12 protein-coding genes are annotated in these 15,795 nt (G+C 74.2%); 4 read left to right on the forward strand and 8 right to left on the reverse strand.

The genetic code is table 11. The features are described 5' to 3' along the window. Nucleotides 1-26: 26 nt before the first annotated feature. The 8 genes from IR170_RS07190 to IR170_RS07225 all read right to left on the reverse strand — a co-directional run bounded on the left by IR170_RS07190 (nt 27) and on the right by IR170_RS07225 (nt 10,359). On the reverse strand, nt 27-1,337 hold the full coding sequence (locus IR170_RS07190) for an SAM-dependent methyltransferase (RefSeq protein WP_251534387.1): 1,311 nt from the start codon (nt 1,335-1,337) through the stop codon (nt 27-29). Continuing rightward, on the reverse strand, nt 1,334-2,680 hold the full coding sequence (locus IR170_RS07195; RefSeq protein ID WP_193661816.1) for a class I SAM-dependent methyltransferase: 1,347 nt from the start codon (nt 2,678-2,680) through the stop codon (nt 1,334-1,336). Before IR170_RS07195 ends, IR170_RS07190 begins: the two co-directional genes overlap by 4 nt. Then, on the reverse strand, nt 2,677-4,740 hold the full coding sequence (locus tag IR170_RS07200) for an FAD-dependent oxidoreductase (RefSeq protein ID WP_193661817.1): 2,064 nt from the start codon (nt 4,738-4,740) through the stop codon (nt 2,677-2,679). The genes IR170_RS07195 and IR170_RS07200 overlap by 4 nt, the downstream gene beginning before the upstream one ends. Then, complete coding sequence (locus IR170_RS07205) at nt 4,737-5,474, reverse strand: anti-sigma factor (RefSeq protein WP_193662102.1); 738 nt, start codon at nt 5,472-5,474, stop codon at nt 4,737-4,739. The genes IR170_RS07200 and IR170_RS07205 overlap by 4 nt, the downstream gene beginning before the upstream one ends. Then, a complete protein-coding gene (gene sigK / locus IR170_RS07210) occupies nt 5,471-6,085 on the reverse strand; it encodes an ECF RNA polymerase sigma factor SigK (RefSeq protein WP_319804950.1) in 615 nt (204 codons plus the stop codon). The genes IR170_RS07205 and sigK overlap by 4 nt, the downstream gene beginning before the upstream one ends. A gap of 119 nt (nt 6,086-6,204) precedes the next feature. Further along, nucleotides 6,205-6,885, reverse strand: coding sequence for a fasciclin domain-containing protein (locus tag IR170_RS07215; protein ID WP_193661819.1), 681 nt, complete (start codon nt 6,883-6,885; stop codon nt 6,205-6,207). A gap of 236 nt (nt 6,886-7,121) precedes the next feature. Beyond that, nucleotides 7,122-8,708 carry a molybdopterin-dependent oxidoreductase gene (locus tag IR170_RS07220; RefSeq protein ID WP_193661820.1) on the reverse strand — a complete coding sequence of 529 codons (1,587 nt, stop codon included), beginning with the start codon at nt 8,706-8,708 and terminating at the stop codon, nt 7,122-7,124. 64 nt (nt 8,709-8,772) lie between these two features. Further along, a complete protein-coding gene (locus IR170_RS07225; protein ID WP_193661821.1) occupies nt 8,773-10,359 on the reverse strand; it encodes a sulfatase family protein in 1,587 nt (528 codons plus the stop codon). Nucleotides 10,360-10,576: 217 nt separating this feature from the next. Here IR170_RS07225 and IR170_RS07230 point away from each other — a divergent pair, with 217 nt between their 5' ends. The 4 genes from IR170_RS07230 (at nt 10,577) to IR170_RS07245 (ending at nt 15,787) form a co-directional block, all read left to right on the forward strand. Beyond that, a complete protein-coding gene (locus tag IR170_RS07230; RefSeq protein ID WP_193661822.1) occupies nt 10,577-11,368 on the forward strand; it encodes an enoyl-CoA hydratase-related protein in 792 nt (263 codons plus the stop codon). Nucleotides 11,369-11,475: 107 nt separating this feature from the next. After that, entirely contained in the window at nt 11,476-12,075 is a 600-nt protein-coding gene (locus IR170_RS07235) for a SigE family RNA polymerase sigma factor (RefSeq protein ID WP_319804951.1), read from the forward strand. Next, on the forward strand, nt 12,072-13,361 hold the full coding sequence (locus IR170_RS07240; protein WP_193661824.1) for a hypothetical protein: 1,290 nt from the start codon (nt 12,072-12,074) through the stop codon (nt 13,359-13,361). Before IR170_RS07235 ends, IR170_RS07240 begins: the two co-directional genes overlap by 4 nt. A 224-nt stretch (nt 13,362-13,585) precedes the next feature. After that, nucleotides 13,586-15,787, forward strand: coding sequence for a HelD family protein (locus tag IR170_RS07245; protein ID WP_193661825.1), 2,202 nt, complete (start codon nt 13,586-13,588; stop codon nt 15,785-15,787). Nucleotides 15,788-15,795: the final 8 nt, after the last annotated feature.

The following is a 15,795-nucleotide window of genomic DNA, read 5'->3' on the forward strand; positions in this document are numbered from 1 at the left end:
CCGGGTGTGGGCCGGGTGGCCCGGTCTCAGAAGTCGCGCACCCAGGGCAGGGTGTGGGCGGCGCCGGGGCGCACCATGAGGATCTGGTCGACGCCCATGCGCCCGTCGCGGAAGGCCATGGCGCCGCCGACGAGGTAGAGCCGCCACACGCGCACGACCTCCTCGCCCACGAGCTCGGTGAGCCGGTCGATGTTGGCCTCGAAGCGCTCGAGCCAGCCGGCGACGGTGTGCACGTAGTGCTCGCGCATCGCGTGCACGTCGCGCACCTCGAGCCCGCCGCGCTCGAGGAAGGCGACGGTCTCGCCGACGGGGCGCATGTACATGTCGGGGGCGATGAAGGACTCGATGAAGGGCCCACCGCCGGGCCAGCGGCCGGTGCGCGACATCTGCTGGATGAGCACGCGGCCACCGGGCTTGACGGCGTCGTGCAGGACGCCGGCGTAGGTCGGGTAGTTGGACTGCCCGACGTGCTCGCCCATCTCGATGGAGGACACCGCGTCGTACTCCTGGCCGGCCGGGGGCACGGCGTCGCGGTAGTCCTGGAGCCGGATCTCGACGCGGTCCTGGAGGCCGCGCTCGGCGATGCGGGCGTCGATGAACTTCTTCTGCTCCGCAGCGATGGTCACGCCGACGACCGTCGCGCCGAAGTGCTCGGCGGCGTGCAGCGACAGCGAGCCCCAGCCGCAGCCCACGTCGAGCAGGCGCATGCCGGGCTCGAGGCCGAGCTTGCGGCACACCAGCGACAGCTTGGCCGCCTGGGCCTCCTCGAGCGGCTGCTCGGGTGAGGAGTGGTAGCCCGAGGAGTAGGCCATGTTGGGCTCGAGGATCAGCGAGTAGAACTCGTTGGAGAGGTCGTAGTGGTGACTGATCGAGCGGATGTCGCGCAGCTTGGAGTGCAGCCGGCCGCGGATGCGGGCCTGCGAGGCGGGGTGGGCCGGCGGCAGGCCGAGCACGCCGAGGTCCTTGGCGGTGCGCAGCGCCTGCTTCATCGCCGCGGCCGAGGGGCGCCCGCCGCCGGAGAGGTTGCGCTCCTTCGCCACCGCGAAGGCGTGGGTGAGCGCGGCGTCGAGGTCGCCGTGGACCTCGATCTCACCGGTCACGTAGGCCTGGGCGGCGCCGAGCTCGCCGGGACGCCACAGCAGGCGGCGCACGGCGTCGGGGGTGCGGATCTCCACCAGCGGAGCGTCGGCGGGGCCGGCCTCGGAGCCGTCCCACGCGCGCAGCCGCACGGGCAGGTCGCCGCCCACGAAGGGGCGCAGCGCCTCGGCGAGCTGCGCGGCGACGCCGCCCGCGGCGGTGGGGGCGGTGGAGGGACGGTCGGTAGTGGAGGCGCTCACGCCTGCTCCTCGGGTCGGGTCAGGACGACCTGGTTGACGTCGAGGTAGCCCGAGGCGAAGCCCGCGCGGGAGTACTCGAGGTAGAAGTGCCACATGCGCAGGAAGGTGTCGTCGAAGCCGAGGGCCAGCACGGCCTCGGAGTCGCCGAGGAAGGCCTCGTCCCACAGCCGCAGCGTCTCGGCGTAGTGGGTGCCGAAGGAGAGCCGGTCGGTGAGGCGCAGCGAGGTCTGCTCGCGGGTCACCTCGTCGATGACGTCGACCGAGGGCAGGAAGCCGCCGGGGAAGATGTACTTGTGGATCCAGGTCCACGTGTTGCGGGTGGCGAGCATCCGGTCGTGGGGCATCGTGATGGCCTGGATGCCGACCTTGCCGCCGGGGGCCAGGACCTTGTCGATGGTCTGGAAGTAGGTGGTCCAGTACTGGTGGCCGACCGCCTCGATCATCTCCACCGACACGACGGCGTCGAACTCGCCGGTCACCGCGCGGTAGTCGCACAGCTCGACCCGGGCCCGCTCCGACATGCCGGCGGCGGCGATCCGCTCCCGGGCCAGCGCCTGCTGCTCGGTGGAGAGGGTGATGGTGAGGACGTCGGCGCCGCGCTGGGCGGCGCGCATGGCCAGCTCGCCCCAGCCCGAGCCGATCTCGAGCACGCGGGTGCCCTCGCCGACGCCGGTGGCGTCGAGCAGGCGCTCGATCTTGCGCACCTGGGCGGGGTGGAGCTCCTCGGCCGTGGGCGCGCCGGGCGGGGTGGCCGAGTGGTGGTCGCCGCGGTCGAGCCGGTCGGTGTCGAAGAGGGCGGAGGAGTAGCTCATCGACTCGTCGAGGAAGAGCTCGAAGAGGTCGTTGGAGAGGTCGTAGTGGTGCGCGATGTTGTCGCGGGAGTTCTTCTTCGAGCTGACCTGCGCGCGCGGCGGGCGCTTGGCGACGACGGCGCGCAGCCTCTGCAGCGGGCGCGGCACGAGGTCGCTCATCTGCTCGGCCAGCACGGTGAGGAAGCCGCCGAGGTCCTCGGCGTCCCACGCGCCGACGAGGTAGGCCTCGCCGAAGCCGATCAGCTGGTCGCGTCCGAGGCGGGCGAAGAACTCCTCGGCCCGCGACACGGTGGCCACCGGGCCGCCCTTGCCGAGGGTGGTGCGGCGGCCGTCGGCCTCCGTGATGACGACGGTGACGGCGAGCCGGTTGACCGCCGCGGTGAAGAGGCGCCGCGCGATCCGGGCGGAGACCTGCACGCGGGGCCCGGTGGGGACGACGTCGAGGTCGCCCCAGCGCTGGGTGGCGGGGTGGGCGGTGCGGGCCGGCGGCTGCGGGCCGCTGCCGTCGGGGGTGGGGCGGGTGACGGTCACCGCTGGTCTCCTTCGTGGGCGGGGGACTGGACGTGCTGCTGGACGTGCGCCGGCCGGGGTCGTATCGGCAGGCGGCGCAGCCAGAGCCAGACCCCGTGGGCCCGGATCAGCACGGAGCCTCTCAGAGCCGCCGGGGCGGCGCGCCACGGGGCCGTGCCGGAGCGCCGGCCGTCGAGGGAGGCGCTGAAGACCGCGCCGTCGTCGCTGTGCAGGGTGACGGCGATGCGCAGCCGCTCGTCGGGCACCGGCACGGCCAGCTCGTAGTGGCCGTCGGTGCCGTGGAACGGCGAGACGTACATCGCCTTGTCGGTGCGGGCGCGGCCCTGCTCGTCGGGGTCGACGAGGTAGGCGTGGCGGTCGCCGTAGGTGTTGTGCACCTCGACCACCGTCGCGACCCTCCGCCCGGAGCGGTCGAGGCACCAGAAGACGCTGATCGGGTTGAAGCAGTAGCCGAAGGCGCGCGGCTGCGCGGCCATGAGCACCCGGCCGCCCTCGGCGGCGGAGGGCAGCGTGACGCCCTCGGCGGCGAGGAACGTCTCGAGGTTCTCCCGGATGCTGCGCTCGGGGGAGCCGAGGTGGTCGCGGGCCTCGAAGCTGCCCAGCGCCACCGCACGCCGACCGTGGTCGGGCAGCTCGTCGAGGTCGACCAGCCAGGTGTGGGAGGCGTGGGTGAAGGACCGGGCGAAGGGCCGGCGGCGGGTGTGGCGGATGGTGGTGTCGTAGACGACCGGCGTCTCGACGCGCGGCTGCGCGTCGGGCTCGGCCGGCCACTCCAGCCCCAGCCGCTCGACGGCGGCCAGGCCCGAGCGCGCGCCGTCCTCGTGGAAGCCCCAGCCGTGGTAGGCCCCGGCGAAGGTGAGCCGCGCGGAGTCGAGCTCGCGCAGGCGCTGCTGGGCCGCGACCGAGGTGGGGTTGTAGAGCGGGTGCTCGTACTCCATGCGCTCGATGACGCTCACGGGGTCGACGAGGTGCTCGCCGCCGAGGGTCACGAGGTAGTGGGTGTCGGTGTCGAGGCGCTGGAGCCGGGTGAGGTCGTAGGTGACGACCACGCCGGGGCTGCCGTCGGGGCGGGGCGCGGCGGCGGCGGGGCGCTGGAAGTTCCACGACGCCCAGGCGTTGTGCGTGGTGGGCATCAGCGACAGGTCGGTGTGCAGCAGCGCGGTGTTGGGGGAGTACGGCATGGCGCCCAGCAGCTCGCGCTGCGCGGGCGTCGGCTCGGCCAGCAGCGCGAGGGCCTGGCCCGGGTGGGTGGCCACGACGACGGCGTCGTAGGTGGCGACCTCGCCGTTGCCGTCGGTGACCTCCACGCCGGAGGGGGTCTCGAGCACCGAGGTCACCTTGGCGCCGAGCCGCACCTCCTGGATCCGCTCGCCGACCCGCCGCACGTACTCCCGGCTGCCGCCGCTCACGGTGCGCCACGTGGGCGAGCCGAAGATCGAGAGCATGCCGTGGTGCTGCAGGAAGGTGAAGAGGTAGCGCGCGGGGTAGTCGAGGGCGACCTCCGGGTCGCACGACCACACGGCCGCCACGAGCGGCTCCATGAAGTGGCGGGTGAAGTACGCCGAGAATCCGCCCTCGGCCAGGAAGTCGCGCAGCGGCTGGTCGACCCCGGTGTCGGGGGCCGCCAGCAGCGCCTTGGCGCGGCGGTGGAAGCGGGGGATCTCGGTGAGCATCCGCAGGTAGGCCGGTCGCGTGAGGTTGTCGCGGCGCGGGAAGACGCCGCGGCGCCCGAGCGCGCCCGCCCACTCCAGGCCGGTGTCGTCGTCGCGGATCGACATCGACATCTCCGACTCCTGCGTGGCGACGCCGAGCTCGGCGAGCAGCCGCAGCAGCACCGGGTAGGTGCGCCGGTTGTGCACGATGAAGCCGGTGTCGATGCCCAGGGTGCGACCCGTGGCGGGGTCGAGCACGTCGTGGGTGTCGGCGTGGCCGCCGAGGCGCTCGTCGGCCTCGTAGAGCGTGACGTGGGCCGTGCGCGAGGCGACGTACGCCGCCGTCAGGCCGGCCACGCCGGACCCCACGACCGCGATCCGCTCCGGCCGGGTGGGCCGGGGGGTCATGCCTGGAACTCGACGGTGCCGACGACGGCGTCGCTGGGCTCGACCGGCTGGGTGCCGGCCTCCTCGATCGAGATGGCCGCGCCGGTGGCGTCGGCGGCCTGGCCGCTGAAGACGGTCTCGTCGGAGTCGGTGGCCATCGGGCCCGCCGCGACGTACTGACCGTCACGCAGCAGCCACAGCTCGTAGACGTAGCCCTCGGGGGCCGGCGGCATGTCGACGGTGGTGACGATGGCGCGGTTGAGGTCCTCGGAGCGGATGACGGTGGCCTCGGCGTCGGGGTCGACACCCTCGGCGAGCTGCACGCGGAAGCGCTGCGCGTCGTCGGCGTTCTGCACCGCCTCGGCGGCGGTGTAGGTGGAGGTGTCGTCCTGGGCGGCGGTCCACACGACGCCGCCGGTGCCGGCGACGACTACCGCCGCGGCCGCGGCGGCCAGAAACCCGCGAAATCGACGGCGGTCGCGCCGGTCGGCCAGGGACGTCACCTCGGCCCGGACCTCGCCCACCACGGGCGGCATCGGCCGCACGGTGGCGATGCCGGAGAGCACCCGGTCGCGCAGCTCCGGAGGAGGCACGGTGAGACTCATCTCGGTCATCATCGAGGCCGCCTCGGCGAGGCCGTCGACCTCGTCGCGGCAGGCCGGGCAGGTGGCAAGGTGACGCTCGAACTCGGCGCGCTCGAGGTCGTCGAGGGCGTCGAGGGCGTAGGCGCCCGAGAGCGCGTGGCTGTCGCTCATGAACCCCCGACTCCCATCGTGTCGCGCAACCGGATCAGTCCGTCCCGGATGCGGGTCTTGGCGGTGCCGACCGGGAGGTCGAGCAGCTTCGCCACTTCCGTGTGTGTGTAGCCCCCGAAGTACGCCAGCTCCACGGCTTCGCGCTGGACGGCTGTGAGGCTGGCGAGTGCTCCGCGCACGCGTCGCGCCTCGAGCGAGGCGTGTGCGGCCTCGGCGGTCGAGTCGTGGTCGACCGGCTGGTTCTGGTGGTGGTACTTCTCGTCCCGCCGGCTGGAGGCCTCGGCCGAGCGGACCCGGTCGACGGCCTTGCGGTGGGTGATCGTGAGCAGCCACGAGAGCGGGCTGCCCCGGTCGGGGTCGAAGCGCGTGGCGGTCTTCCAGATCTCCAGGAAGGCCTCCTGCGTCACCTCCTCGGCCTGCGCCGGGTCGCGGACGACCCGGACGGCCAGGCCGAAGACCCGGGAGGAGGTGGCGTCGTAGAGACGCGAGAACGCCGCCTGGTCACCTCGCGCCGACTGCTTGAGGAGGTCGGAGAGGTCGGGGGCGGCGTGGGCCGCCGGGGTCCCCTCCGAAGAGGGGACCCCTGCGACTGCTGGCCTGGCTTCGTCCACGTCAGTCATTCTCTCGTGCTGAGGTTTCCGTCGCCAGCCCGGTGCTGGTCGAGCAGGTCACGCGGTGCTCCCGGGGGAGCGGTGGTGCTGGTGCTGCCGTGCCGTGCTGATCGCGAGGATCAGTTGGCCGGGGGCATCAGGACCTGGTCGATGACGTAGACCGTGGCGTTGGCGGTGGGGATGTTGCCGCACAGCACGTTGGCGCCGTTGACGGTCATGCCGTCGGTGTCGCCCTCGACCTCGACGGTGCCACCCTGCACGGACTCCTGCTCGCCCACGACGGCCTCGGGGTCGAGCTGCTCACCGATGACGTGGTAGGTCAGGATCGAGGAGAGGAGCTCCTTGTCGGCCAGGACGGCCTTGAGGTCCTTCTTCGGGATCGCGGCGAACGCGTCGTTGGTGGGCGCGAACACGGTCGCGGCCGGGAGGTCGTTCAGGGTGCCCACGAGGTCGGCGGCGGTGACGGCCTCGACCAGCGTGGAGAGCAGCGGGTTGTTGCTCGCGGCGGTGGCGACCGGGTCCTGGACCATGCCGTCGAACGAGCCGGGGCCCGAGGTGGGCACGGCCGAGCAGGCGTCGCCGAAGGTCTGGGCCTCGGCGCCGTCACCGGCAGCGTCCTCCGAGGGGGACTCCGAGGCGTCCTCGGTGGCCTCCGAGGCGGCGTCGCCGGCGGCCGAGGTGGCCTCGGAAGCGGTGTCAGCGGCCTCGTCGGCCTCGTCGCCGCAGGCGACCAGCGAGAGCGAGAGGGCCAGGGTGGCAACAGCGGCGGCGCTGGTGCGGCGGAACGTGGTGTTCTTCATGGGAGTTCGTGCCTTCCGTCTTGTGACTGGACGCGGGTAGTTCGGTCCTGTGCCGGGGGTGGATTGGTGGTGGTGGGGGAAGTTTTCGGACGTCTAGCCCAGAAGGGTGGGACCGGGGCCGGGGCGCGCGGCCCGGGCGCCCCCGTGCCGCACGTGCCCGTCGTACGACGCACGCCCCCGCACCGCCGGCGTGGCGGTGCGGGGGCGTGCGGGTGCCTGGTGGGCCGGGCGAGGGCTCAGGCCACGCTCACGAGCAGCGAGTGGATGCCGCTGGAGCCGCCGGGGAAGGGCTGGGCCTGGGCCGCGGTCTGCACGTTGCCGTCGCCGTCGACGCAGCGCGCGGAGATGGTGTGCTGGCCCTCGTCCTGGGCGTCCCAGCGGTAGAACCACTGGCGCCAGTAGTCGTTGTTGACCTCGGGGCCGAGCTCGGCGTCCTGCCAGCCGCCGCCGTCGACCTGCACCTGCACCTTGGCCACACCGCCCTTCTGCTGGGCCCAGGCGACGCCGCCGACGATGTTCTCGCCCTTGTCGAGCTGGTCGAGGGCGTTGGGGGTGTCGATACGCGTGGAGATCTTGATCGGCGCGTCGGTGTCCCAGTCGCGCTCGGTCCAGTAGGCCTGCGCGTCGTCGTAGGTGGTGAGGGTGAGGCGGGTGAGCCACTTGCAGGAGCCGACGAACCCGTAGAGGCCGGGGGTGATCATCCGCACGGGGAAGCCGTGCTCGCGGGGCAGGGGCTCGCCGTTCATGCCCACGACCAGCATGGTGTCGCGGCCGTCGACGGCGACCTCGAGCGGCGTGGAGATGGTCATGCCGTCGAAGTCGGTGGCGAGGATCTGGTCGGCCTTGGTGCCCTCGATGCCGGCGCGCTCCAGCACGTCGGTGAGGCGCACGCCGAGCCAGGTGGCGGCGCCGACGAACTTGCCGCCGACGCTGTTGGACACGCAGGTCATGGTGATGTCGCGCTCGATGAGCTCCATGCCGAGGAGGTCGTCGAAGGTGAGGGTGACCTCCTGGTCGACGTCGCCGTCGATGGTCAGCGTCCAGTCGTCGGCCGAGAGGATCGGGGTGTCGAGGCGGGTGTCGACGCGGTAGAAGTCGGCGTTGGAGGTGCGCAGCGAGGAGATGCCGGGGTACTTCTCCGACAGGTCGGTCGGCAGCGCGGGCGCGGGGTCGGCGGCCGTGGGCAGCTCGATGTCCTCGGGCCGGGTGCGCAGACCGGTGATGAAGCGGCCGGCACCGCCCATGACGGCCGCGGCCAGGGCGAGCACCCCGGTGGCCACGAGCACGCCGCGTCGCGAGGCGCCGCGGGGGGCCGGGTCGTCGGAGCGCACGGTCGCGCCGGGCACCGCCTCGGCGTCGGCGGAGCGGGAGCCGCGGGTCGCGACGCGGTGCAGCCAGCCGAGGGCGGCGACGCCGGCGACGGCGGCGACGAGGCTCGGCACGACGTCACTGGCCTTCGCGCCGGTGGAGGTGAGGGCGGCGAAGGCGGCCACGGCCACCAGCACGACCAGCATCACGGCGCCGTAGACGAAGCGCTTGCGGGCCAGCAGCCCCGCGACCGCGGAGAGCAGCAGCACGACGACCATGACCGACCCGATGAGGATCGGCTTGTCGGCACTGCCGAACTGCCGGATCGCCCACTCCTTCATCGGCGTGGGGGTGGCGTCGATGACGCGGGAGCCGACGGCCAGCACCGGCGAGGCGGCAGGCGTGGTCAGGGAGGCCAGGAGGTGGCCGGCGGCCATGCCGACGAGGGTGGCCAGGACCCCGAACATGCCCCAGAGGGCGGTCGGGCCGACACGCGTGCGCAGGGAGGAACTCATGGCAGGTGTTCGGAGCGGACGGGCCCGCGGATGTCCTCGCGCGCCGGCGGGGGCGCGAGCCGGGTCACCCCGCGGGCGCGGGGAGCGGCCCGAAGTCGCGGTTGCACTCCTGCGGGCCGGCGCAGTCCTGGAGCAGCCTCGTGCGGCGGTCGAGCTCGGCGCGCAGCGCGGCGTACGCCGGGTCCTCGGCGACCGAGCCGACCTCGTAGGGGTCGCGCTCGCGGTCGTAGAGCTCGACGAAGCCGTCGAAGAAGCGGGCGTAGGTGTAGCGCTCGGTGCGCACGCCGCGGTAGAGCCAGCCGCGCTTGCCGGTCTCGGACTTGTAGGCCCCGGCCTGGATCAGCAGCCCGCCGCGGTGGGGGTCCTCGCCCTTCTCGCCCTGCCACAGGTCGAGCATCGAGACGCCGTCGAGGGTCAGGTCGGCGCGGGCGCCGGCGATGTCGAGGAAGGTGGGTGCGAGGTCGACGAGGGTCATCGGACGGTCGGTGCGGGTGCCGGCCTCGACCCCGGGGCCGCGCACGAGCAGCGGGGTCCGCAGGTTCTCCTCGTAGGGCAGGATCTTGCCCCAGAAGCGGTGCTCGCCGAGCTGGTAGCCGTTGTCGGTGACGAAGACGAGGTAGGTGTTGTCGAGCTCGCCGTCCTCGGCCAGCTGCGCGACCAGGCGGTCCACCGAGCGGTCCACGCCGTCGAGCGCGGCCGCGCGCCCCAGGGCGAAGTCGGTGACCTGGCTGGCCGGGACCCGCGGCTTGGAGCGCACCAGGTGCTGCTTGTCGGAGACGTCGCGCTCGTTGTACGACGGCTTGGCCGCGATGCCCTCGGCGAACTCCCGGGCCTGGTCGTCGGTCGTCGTGCTTCCCCGCACGGCGCGCTGGAGGTTCTGCGCCGGGCTGAGGAGCGGGGGCCGCAGCGTGCAGGTCTCCCCGGCCAGGCAGTCGGGGGTCTTGCGGGCCGCGTGGGGGGCGAAGTGGCTGACCCACAGGAAGAAGGGCGCGTCGGCGCGGCTCAGCTCGTGGGCGTAGTCGACGGTGCGCTGCGACACGTAGTCGGTGTAGTAGCCCGGCACGCGCACACGCCGGCCGTTGTCGTACTGGTGGAAGTCGACGTAGTCGGAGAACCCGTGGCTGCTGGCGTTGAAGATGTTCCAGCCCGGGTCGCGCCCGTCGGTCTGGGAGTAGCCGTTGAGGTGCTTGCCGAGGAAGGCGGTGTTGTAGCCGGCGTCCTGCAGCCAGGTCGCGAGGGTGTGGCGCGTGTCGAGACGGTCGTAGCCGCCCTGGGGCGCGAAGTTGGTCTGCACGCCGTTGTTCTGCGCCAGCTGGCCGGTGAGCATCTCCGCGCGGGCCGGGCAGCACAGCGGGTGCGGGGTGATCGCCTCGGTCGCGGTGAGTCCGGCCTCTCCGAGCAGCCGCTCGGTGCGCGGGAGGAACTGCATCTCGTCGTAGCGCTGGTCGTCGGTGATGACCAGGACGATGTTGGGCCGGTCGTCCTCGGGCGCCGTGCGCAGGTCGCGCCCGACCGGGTCGGCGGGCTCCTCGGCCGCGGCGATGACCGGCTGCGACGACGTCGGAGAGAGCGCCGACGACGAGGCGCCCTGGTGGTCCCTGACCTCGAGGCCCACCGCGAGCGACGAGAGCACGACGGTCAGCGCGATCATCGCGCGGAACGGTGTCACGTCAGGTGGTCCAGGAGGTCTCGGGGGCGCTGGGCGTGCGCGGCGGTGCGCAGGTGGGGCAGGGCTGGGGCCGCGGGCACGACCCGGGGGTCGAGCGGCGGCCGGTCGCTGCCCCGGCCCGGGCGACGATAGCCGAGGGCGGGGCGGGGCCCTGATCCCCGACCGCCGGACCGTGCCCGCCTGGGGCAGGATGTCGTCCATGTCACAGGAGCACGCGTCGGCCCAGCCCGAGGACCAGCCCGTCGTCCGGTACGCCGTGGAGGGCGCGGTCGCGACCGTGACCCTCGACTCCCCGGCCAACCGCAACGCGCTCTCGCGACGCCTGGTGGCCGGCTTCCTCGACGGCCTCGACCGCGCGGCGGCCGACCCCGACGTGCGCGTCGTGGTCGTCGCGGCCACCGGCCGGGTCTTCTGCTCCGGCGCCGACCTGTCGGAGGCGGCGTCGGGATCGATGGAGGAGGGCGCACGCACCATCGTCGAGCTGCAGCGCCGGATCCTGGCCCACCCGACCCCGGTCGTGGTGCGCGCCCAGGGCCCGGTGCGCGCCGGCGGCACCGGCATCGTGGCCGCCGCCGACGTCGCGGTCTGCGCCCGGGAGGCGACCTTCGCCCTCACCGAGGTCAAGCTCGGGCTGGCCCCCGCCGCGATCTCCCTGACCGTGCTGCCCCGGATGACCTCGCGCTCCGCAGCGCTGGCGGCGCTGGGCGGCGAGGTCTTCGACGCGGAGGCGGCCGAGGCGTCGGGCCTGGTGACCCGGGTGGTGGCGGCCGAGGAGCTCGACGCCGCCGTGGCCGAGGTCTGCGCCTCCTTCGCCAGTGGGTCGGCCCAGGGCCTGCGGGAGACCAAGCGCCTGCTCAACCGCACCCTGCTGGCCGACGTGGAGGCCCGCGGCGACGACCTCGCCGCCCTCTCGGCCTCCCTCTTCGGCTCCGAGGAGGCCAAGGCGGCGATGACCGCCTTCCTCTCCCGCGGCCGGAAGCAGCGGGGGTAGGAAGCGGTCAGCGGTCGGGGGCAACCCCGACGGCGGGTCAGGTGGTCGAGAGGGACATGACAGCACTGGCCCGGACGCGGGAGACCGCGCCGACCTCGGGAGGACCGGTGGGAGCACCGCCACGCGTCGACTTCGACGAGTTCGTCGTCGCGCGCTCCAGCAGCCTGCTGCGCACCGCGTTCCTCCTCACCCACGACCACGCCCTGGCCGAGGACCTCCTGCAGACCGCGCTCACCAAGGCCTACCTCGCCTGGTCGCGCATCGAGGACAGCCCCGAGGCCTACGTGCGCCGCATCCTGGTCACGACCTACGCCACCTGGTGGCGGCGCCGGTGGAACGGCGAGGCCCCCACCGAGGTGCTGCCCGAGCGGTCGCGCGACGGTGCCCTCCTCGACGCCCACGAAGACGTCCACGCCGACGCCGACGCGCGTCACGACCTGTGGACCGCGATGGAGCGGCTCCCGCGACGGCAGCGGGCCGTGGTGGTGCTGCGCTGGTTCGAGGACCTGTCGGAGGCGGAGACCGCACGCGTGCTCGGCTGCTCGGTCGGCACCGTCAAGAGCCAGGCCAGCAAGGCCTTCGCCAAGCTGCGCATCGACCCCGCCCTCGCCACCCACCGCGGCGCACCTCCCCGGCCTCCGGGACCCGCTGCCGGACGTCCTGCAAGCCACCCCGCCAGCCACCCCGCCGAGGGAGACCCGTCATGAGCAGCCTCGACGACCTGCGCACCACCCTGGTCGAGCACGCCGACGCGGTCGAGGACCGTGGGGCCCTCGTCCGGTCGGTCGCCGTGCGCGAGCGGGCGCGGGGCGTGCGCCGCCGTCGCCGGGGTCTCGTCGCCGCGGTGGCCGCCCTCGTGCTGGTCGGCGGCGTCGCGGTGACCACCGACGTGGTGCGAGGCCCGTCGGGCCCCGAGCCCGCCGCCGCTCCCACGGTGGCCGGCCGCGAGGTGCCCGGCAGCGTCTCGGTGCTCGGCCACGGCTACGACCTCGCCGACACCGCGCAGGCGGCGGGCGACAGTGACGCGCTGCGGATCCGGGTGCCGCGCGACGACGTCGACCGCGTCGTCTCCCTGGTGGCCAGCGGGCTGGGGGGTGGCGCGGCCACCCTCCTGCGTGACGGCGACCCCGTGGCGCGCTCCCTGGGCGACGGCGGGGTCGAGGCGCCCGTGCGGGTCTACGCCGGCTCGACGCTCGTCGTGCGACTCGGTGGCGCCGCACCCGCCGCGCGCGTGGGCCTCGCCACCTACGCCGAGACGGGCAGCCGGCCCGCCGGTGCGGGCGAGGGCGAGGCCTTCTTCCCCGCCCGCCGCGAGGGCGACGTCCTCCTCGGCGCGGTCTTCTCCGCCGGCCGGGACCCCGGGGTCCGCCTGTCCTACCGCCCGAGCGGGCGTCCGGCGGAGCTGTGGGTGTCCTGCGCCACCGACCAGCGGGGCCTGTGGCTGCAGCTCGAGGTCGACGGTCGGCCGGCCGTCGCGACCACCTGCGCCCCCGGCTCCGACGGGACCCCGCGGTTCCTCTCGGAGTCGGGTGGCGCCCCGGGGCGCGACCACGAGGCCGAGCTCTTCGTGACCCGCGGCGCCGACGGACCGAGGGTCGCCCCTGGTGACGGCACCCGGCTGGGGCTCGCGGCCTACGACGCCGAGGCGCCGGCGGCGGTCGTGCGGGGCTGGGAGGTGGCTCGGACGGTGGAGGTGGAGGGCCGGGAATGGACCTCCACCGACCCGGCGTCGCTGGGGCGCCTCGATGCCGACGGCCGGCTGGTGCTGGACCTCACCGCGGCCGAGGACGACGTCGCGGTGGGGTTCGTGCTGCCGCGCGGCCCGCGGACCCCCCGGGCGACCGGGAGTCTCTCGGGCCGGCTCGACTCGCTGGGGTCCTTCCGGAACGACACGGGGTCGTCGATGACCGGCGAGGTGCTGCTCCCGCGCGGGGAGGTCTGGACCCTCGACCCCGACGGTGGCGTCGTGCTCACGTGGTCGCCCCTGTCCTGAGCCGGCCCCCGCCCCGCCGCCTGCTCCCGGCCCGCACCCGGTCCCGGCCGTCCCGCTCCCGACCCGGCCCCGCCGGGGCTGCGGGCACGGCAGCGCCGGCCCGACGGCAGGATGTGGCGCACGTCCCGGGCCGAACGACGGTCCGCCGGTGCCGCAGGGGCCCGCCGACGGGTAAAGTCAGGTGCTTGCCACCAGGGGGTGGCACGGGCAGGTCGAGGAGTGCAGTGAGTCAGGACGTGGACGCGCAGGCCGAGCAGCAGGTCGCAGCCGAGCAGGCGTTCGTCGACAGGGTCTACCTCCAGCTGGCCGAGTCGGCGCGCAGCGCGCGCGAGCTGGCCCGTGAGGGCCACGACCGCGGTCGGCTGGGTCACGAGGGCGGGCTGGTCGAGCGCGACGCGATGGTCTTCCAGGCCGCCAAGCGCATCGCCCAGCTCGACGCCGCCCACGAGGGCGTCGTCTTCGGTCGTCTCGACATGGACCCCGACCTCGACCCCGCTCCGCGCTACGTCGGTCGCATCGGCCTGCGCGACGCCGAGCGCGACTCGCTGCTCATCGACTGGCGCGCGCCCGCGGCCGCGGTGTTCTACCAGGCCACGGCGGCCGAGCCGCACCAGGTGATCCGCCGCCGCGTGCTGCGCTGCGCGGGGCCGCGGGTGACCGGCGTCGAGGACGAGCTGCTCGACGCCCAGCGGCTCGAGGAGACCGGCGCCGACCTGCCGATCATCGGCGAGGGCGCCCTGATGGCCCAGCTCTCCCGCGCCCGCGACCGCACCATGCACTCCATCGTCGCCACCATCCAGGCCGAGCAGGACAAGGCGATCCGTGCGCCCGGCAAGGGCGTCGTCGCGATCTCCGGCGGCCCCGGCGTGGGCAAGACGGTGGTGGCGCTGCACCGCGCGGCGTACCTGCTCTACAACGACCGGCGGCGCTACGAGTCCGGCGGCGTGCTCATCGTCGGGCCGAGCGGCGTCTTCATGCGCTACATCGAGCGGGTGCTGCCCAGCCTCGGCGAGACCGCCGTGGCGCTGCGCTCGCTCGGCGAGGTCGTCGACGGCGTCAAGGCCGGCCGCCACGACGAGCCGGCCGTGGCCGACGTCAAGGGCTCCGCGCGCATGGCCGAGCTGCTGCGCCGCGTCGCGCGCCAGCAGACGCCGGGCGGCCCCGACTCCTTCCGCACCTTCTACCGCGACGACGTGCTGGTGCTCGACCGAGGTCTGCTGGGGCGCATCCGCCGCCAGCTGATGTCGCAGGGGCGGCGCAACCGCCAGCTGCCGCGCGTGGCCAACGCGCTGCTCGACGCGCTGTGGCGCCAGGTGCGCGGCGAGCGCGGGCGCGAGCGTGGCCGCGAGGCCTTCAACGACGACCTGCTCTCCGACCGCTCCTTCCTCGACTTCGCCGCGGCCTGGTGGCCCCCGCTCGACGCCCGCGAGGTGCTCGGGTGGCTGCGCGACCCCGACCTGCTGGCGCGGGTCGGCGAGGGCGTGGTCAGCGCCGAGGACCAGCAGCTGCTGCTGAAGTCGTGGGGTGGCGAGGAGGCCCTCAGCGTGCAGGACGTCCCGCTGCTCGACGAGCTGCGCTACGCCCTCGGCGACGTGCCGGCGCGCACCGACGACGAGCGCGACCTCGACGACACCGGCCTGCTCGAGGGCGGGCGCGACATGCAGGAGCTCTTCACCGCCGCCGACCGTGAGTTCGCCCCCTCGGGGCGCTCGTGGTCGGCGCCGACCCACCGCATCGAGGACGACCCCTTCGCCCACGTGCTGGTCGACGAGGCCCAGGACCTCACGCCCATGCAGTGGCGCATGGTGGGCCGCCGGGGACGCACGGCCTCGTGGACGATCGTGGGCGACCCCGCCCAGTCGTCGTGGCCGGTGCCCGAGGAGTCGGCCGCCGCGCGCGCCGAGGCGCTCGAGGGCAAGGCGGTCCACGAGTTCCACCTCTCCACCAACTACCGCAACTCCTCGGAGATCTACGCCTTCGCCGCGGCGTACGCCGAGCGGGTCGGCCTCGACGCCGACCTGCCCACCGCCGTGCGCTCCACCGGCGAGGAGCCGCAGGTCCTGCCCGGTGAGCCCGACCTGGAGGAGGCCACCCGCGCGGCGGTCGCGGAGATCGCCGGCCGCGTCGGCGGCACGGTGGGCATCGTGGTGCCGGCCGCCCGGCGCAGCGAGGTCAACGGCTGGCTGGCCTCGTGGCCCGAGCGCGCCGAGGACGCCCCCGGCGCCCGCGCCGCGGTCGGGTCGAGCGCCTCGCCCTCGGGGGAGGACCGCGTGGTGGTGCTCACCGGCCTCGACACCAAGGGGCTGGAGTTCGACGGCATCGTGGTCGTGCGCCCGCAGGAGATCGAGGACGAGTCGGCCACGGGGCGCGCGACGCTCTACGTCGTCCTGACCCGCGCCACGCAGCTGCTCACCACCGTCGGCTGACCCGGGCC

It is taken from the genome of Nocardioides kribbensis (assembly GCF_015070375.1).
GTDB lineage: Bacteria > Actinomycetota > Actinomycetes > Propionibacteriales > Nocardioidaceae > Nocardioides > Nocardioides kribbensis.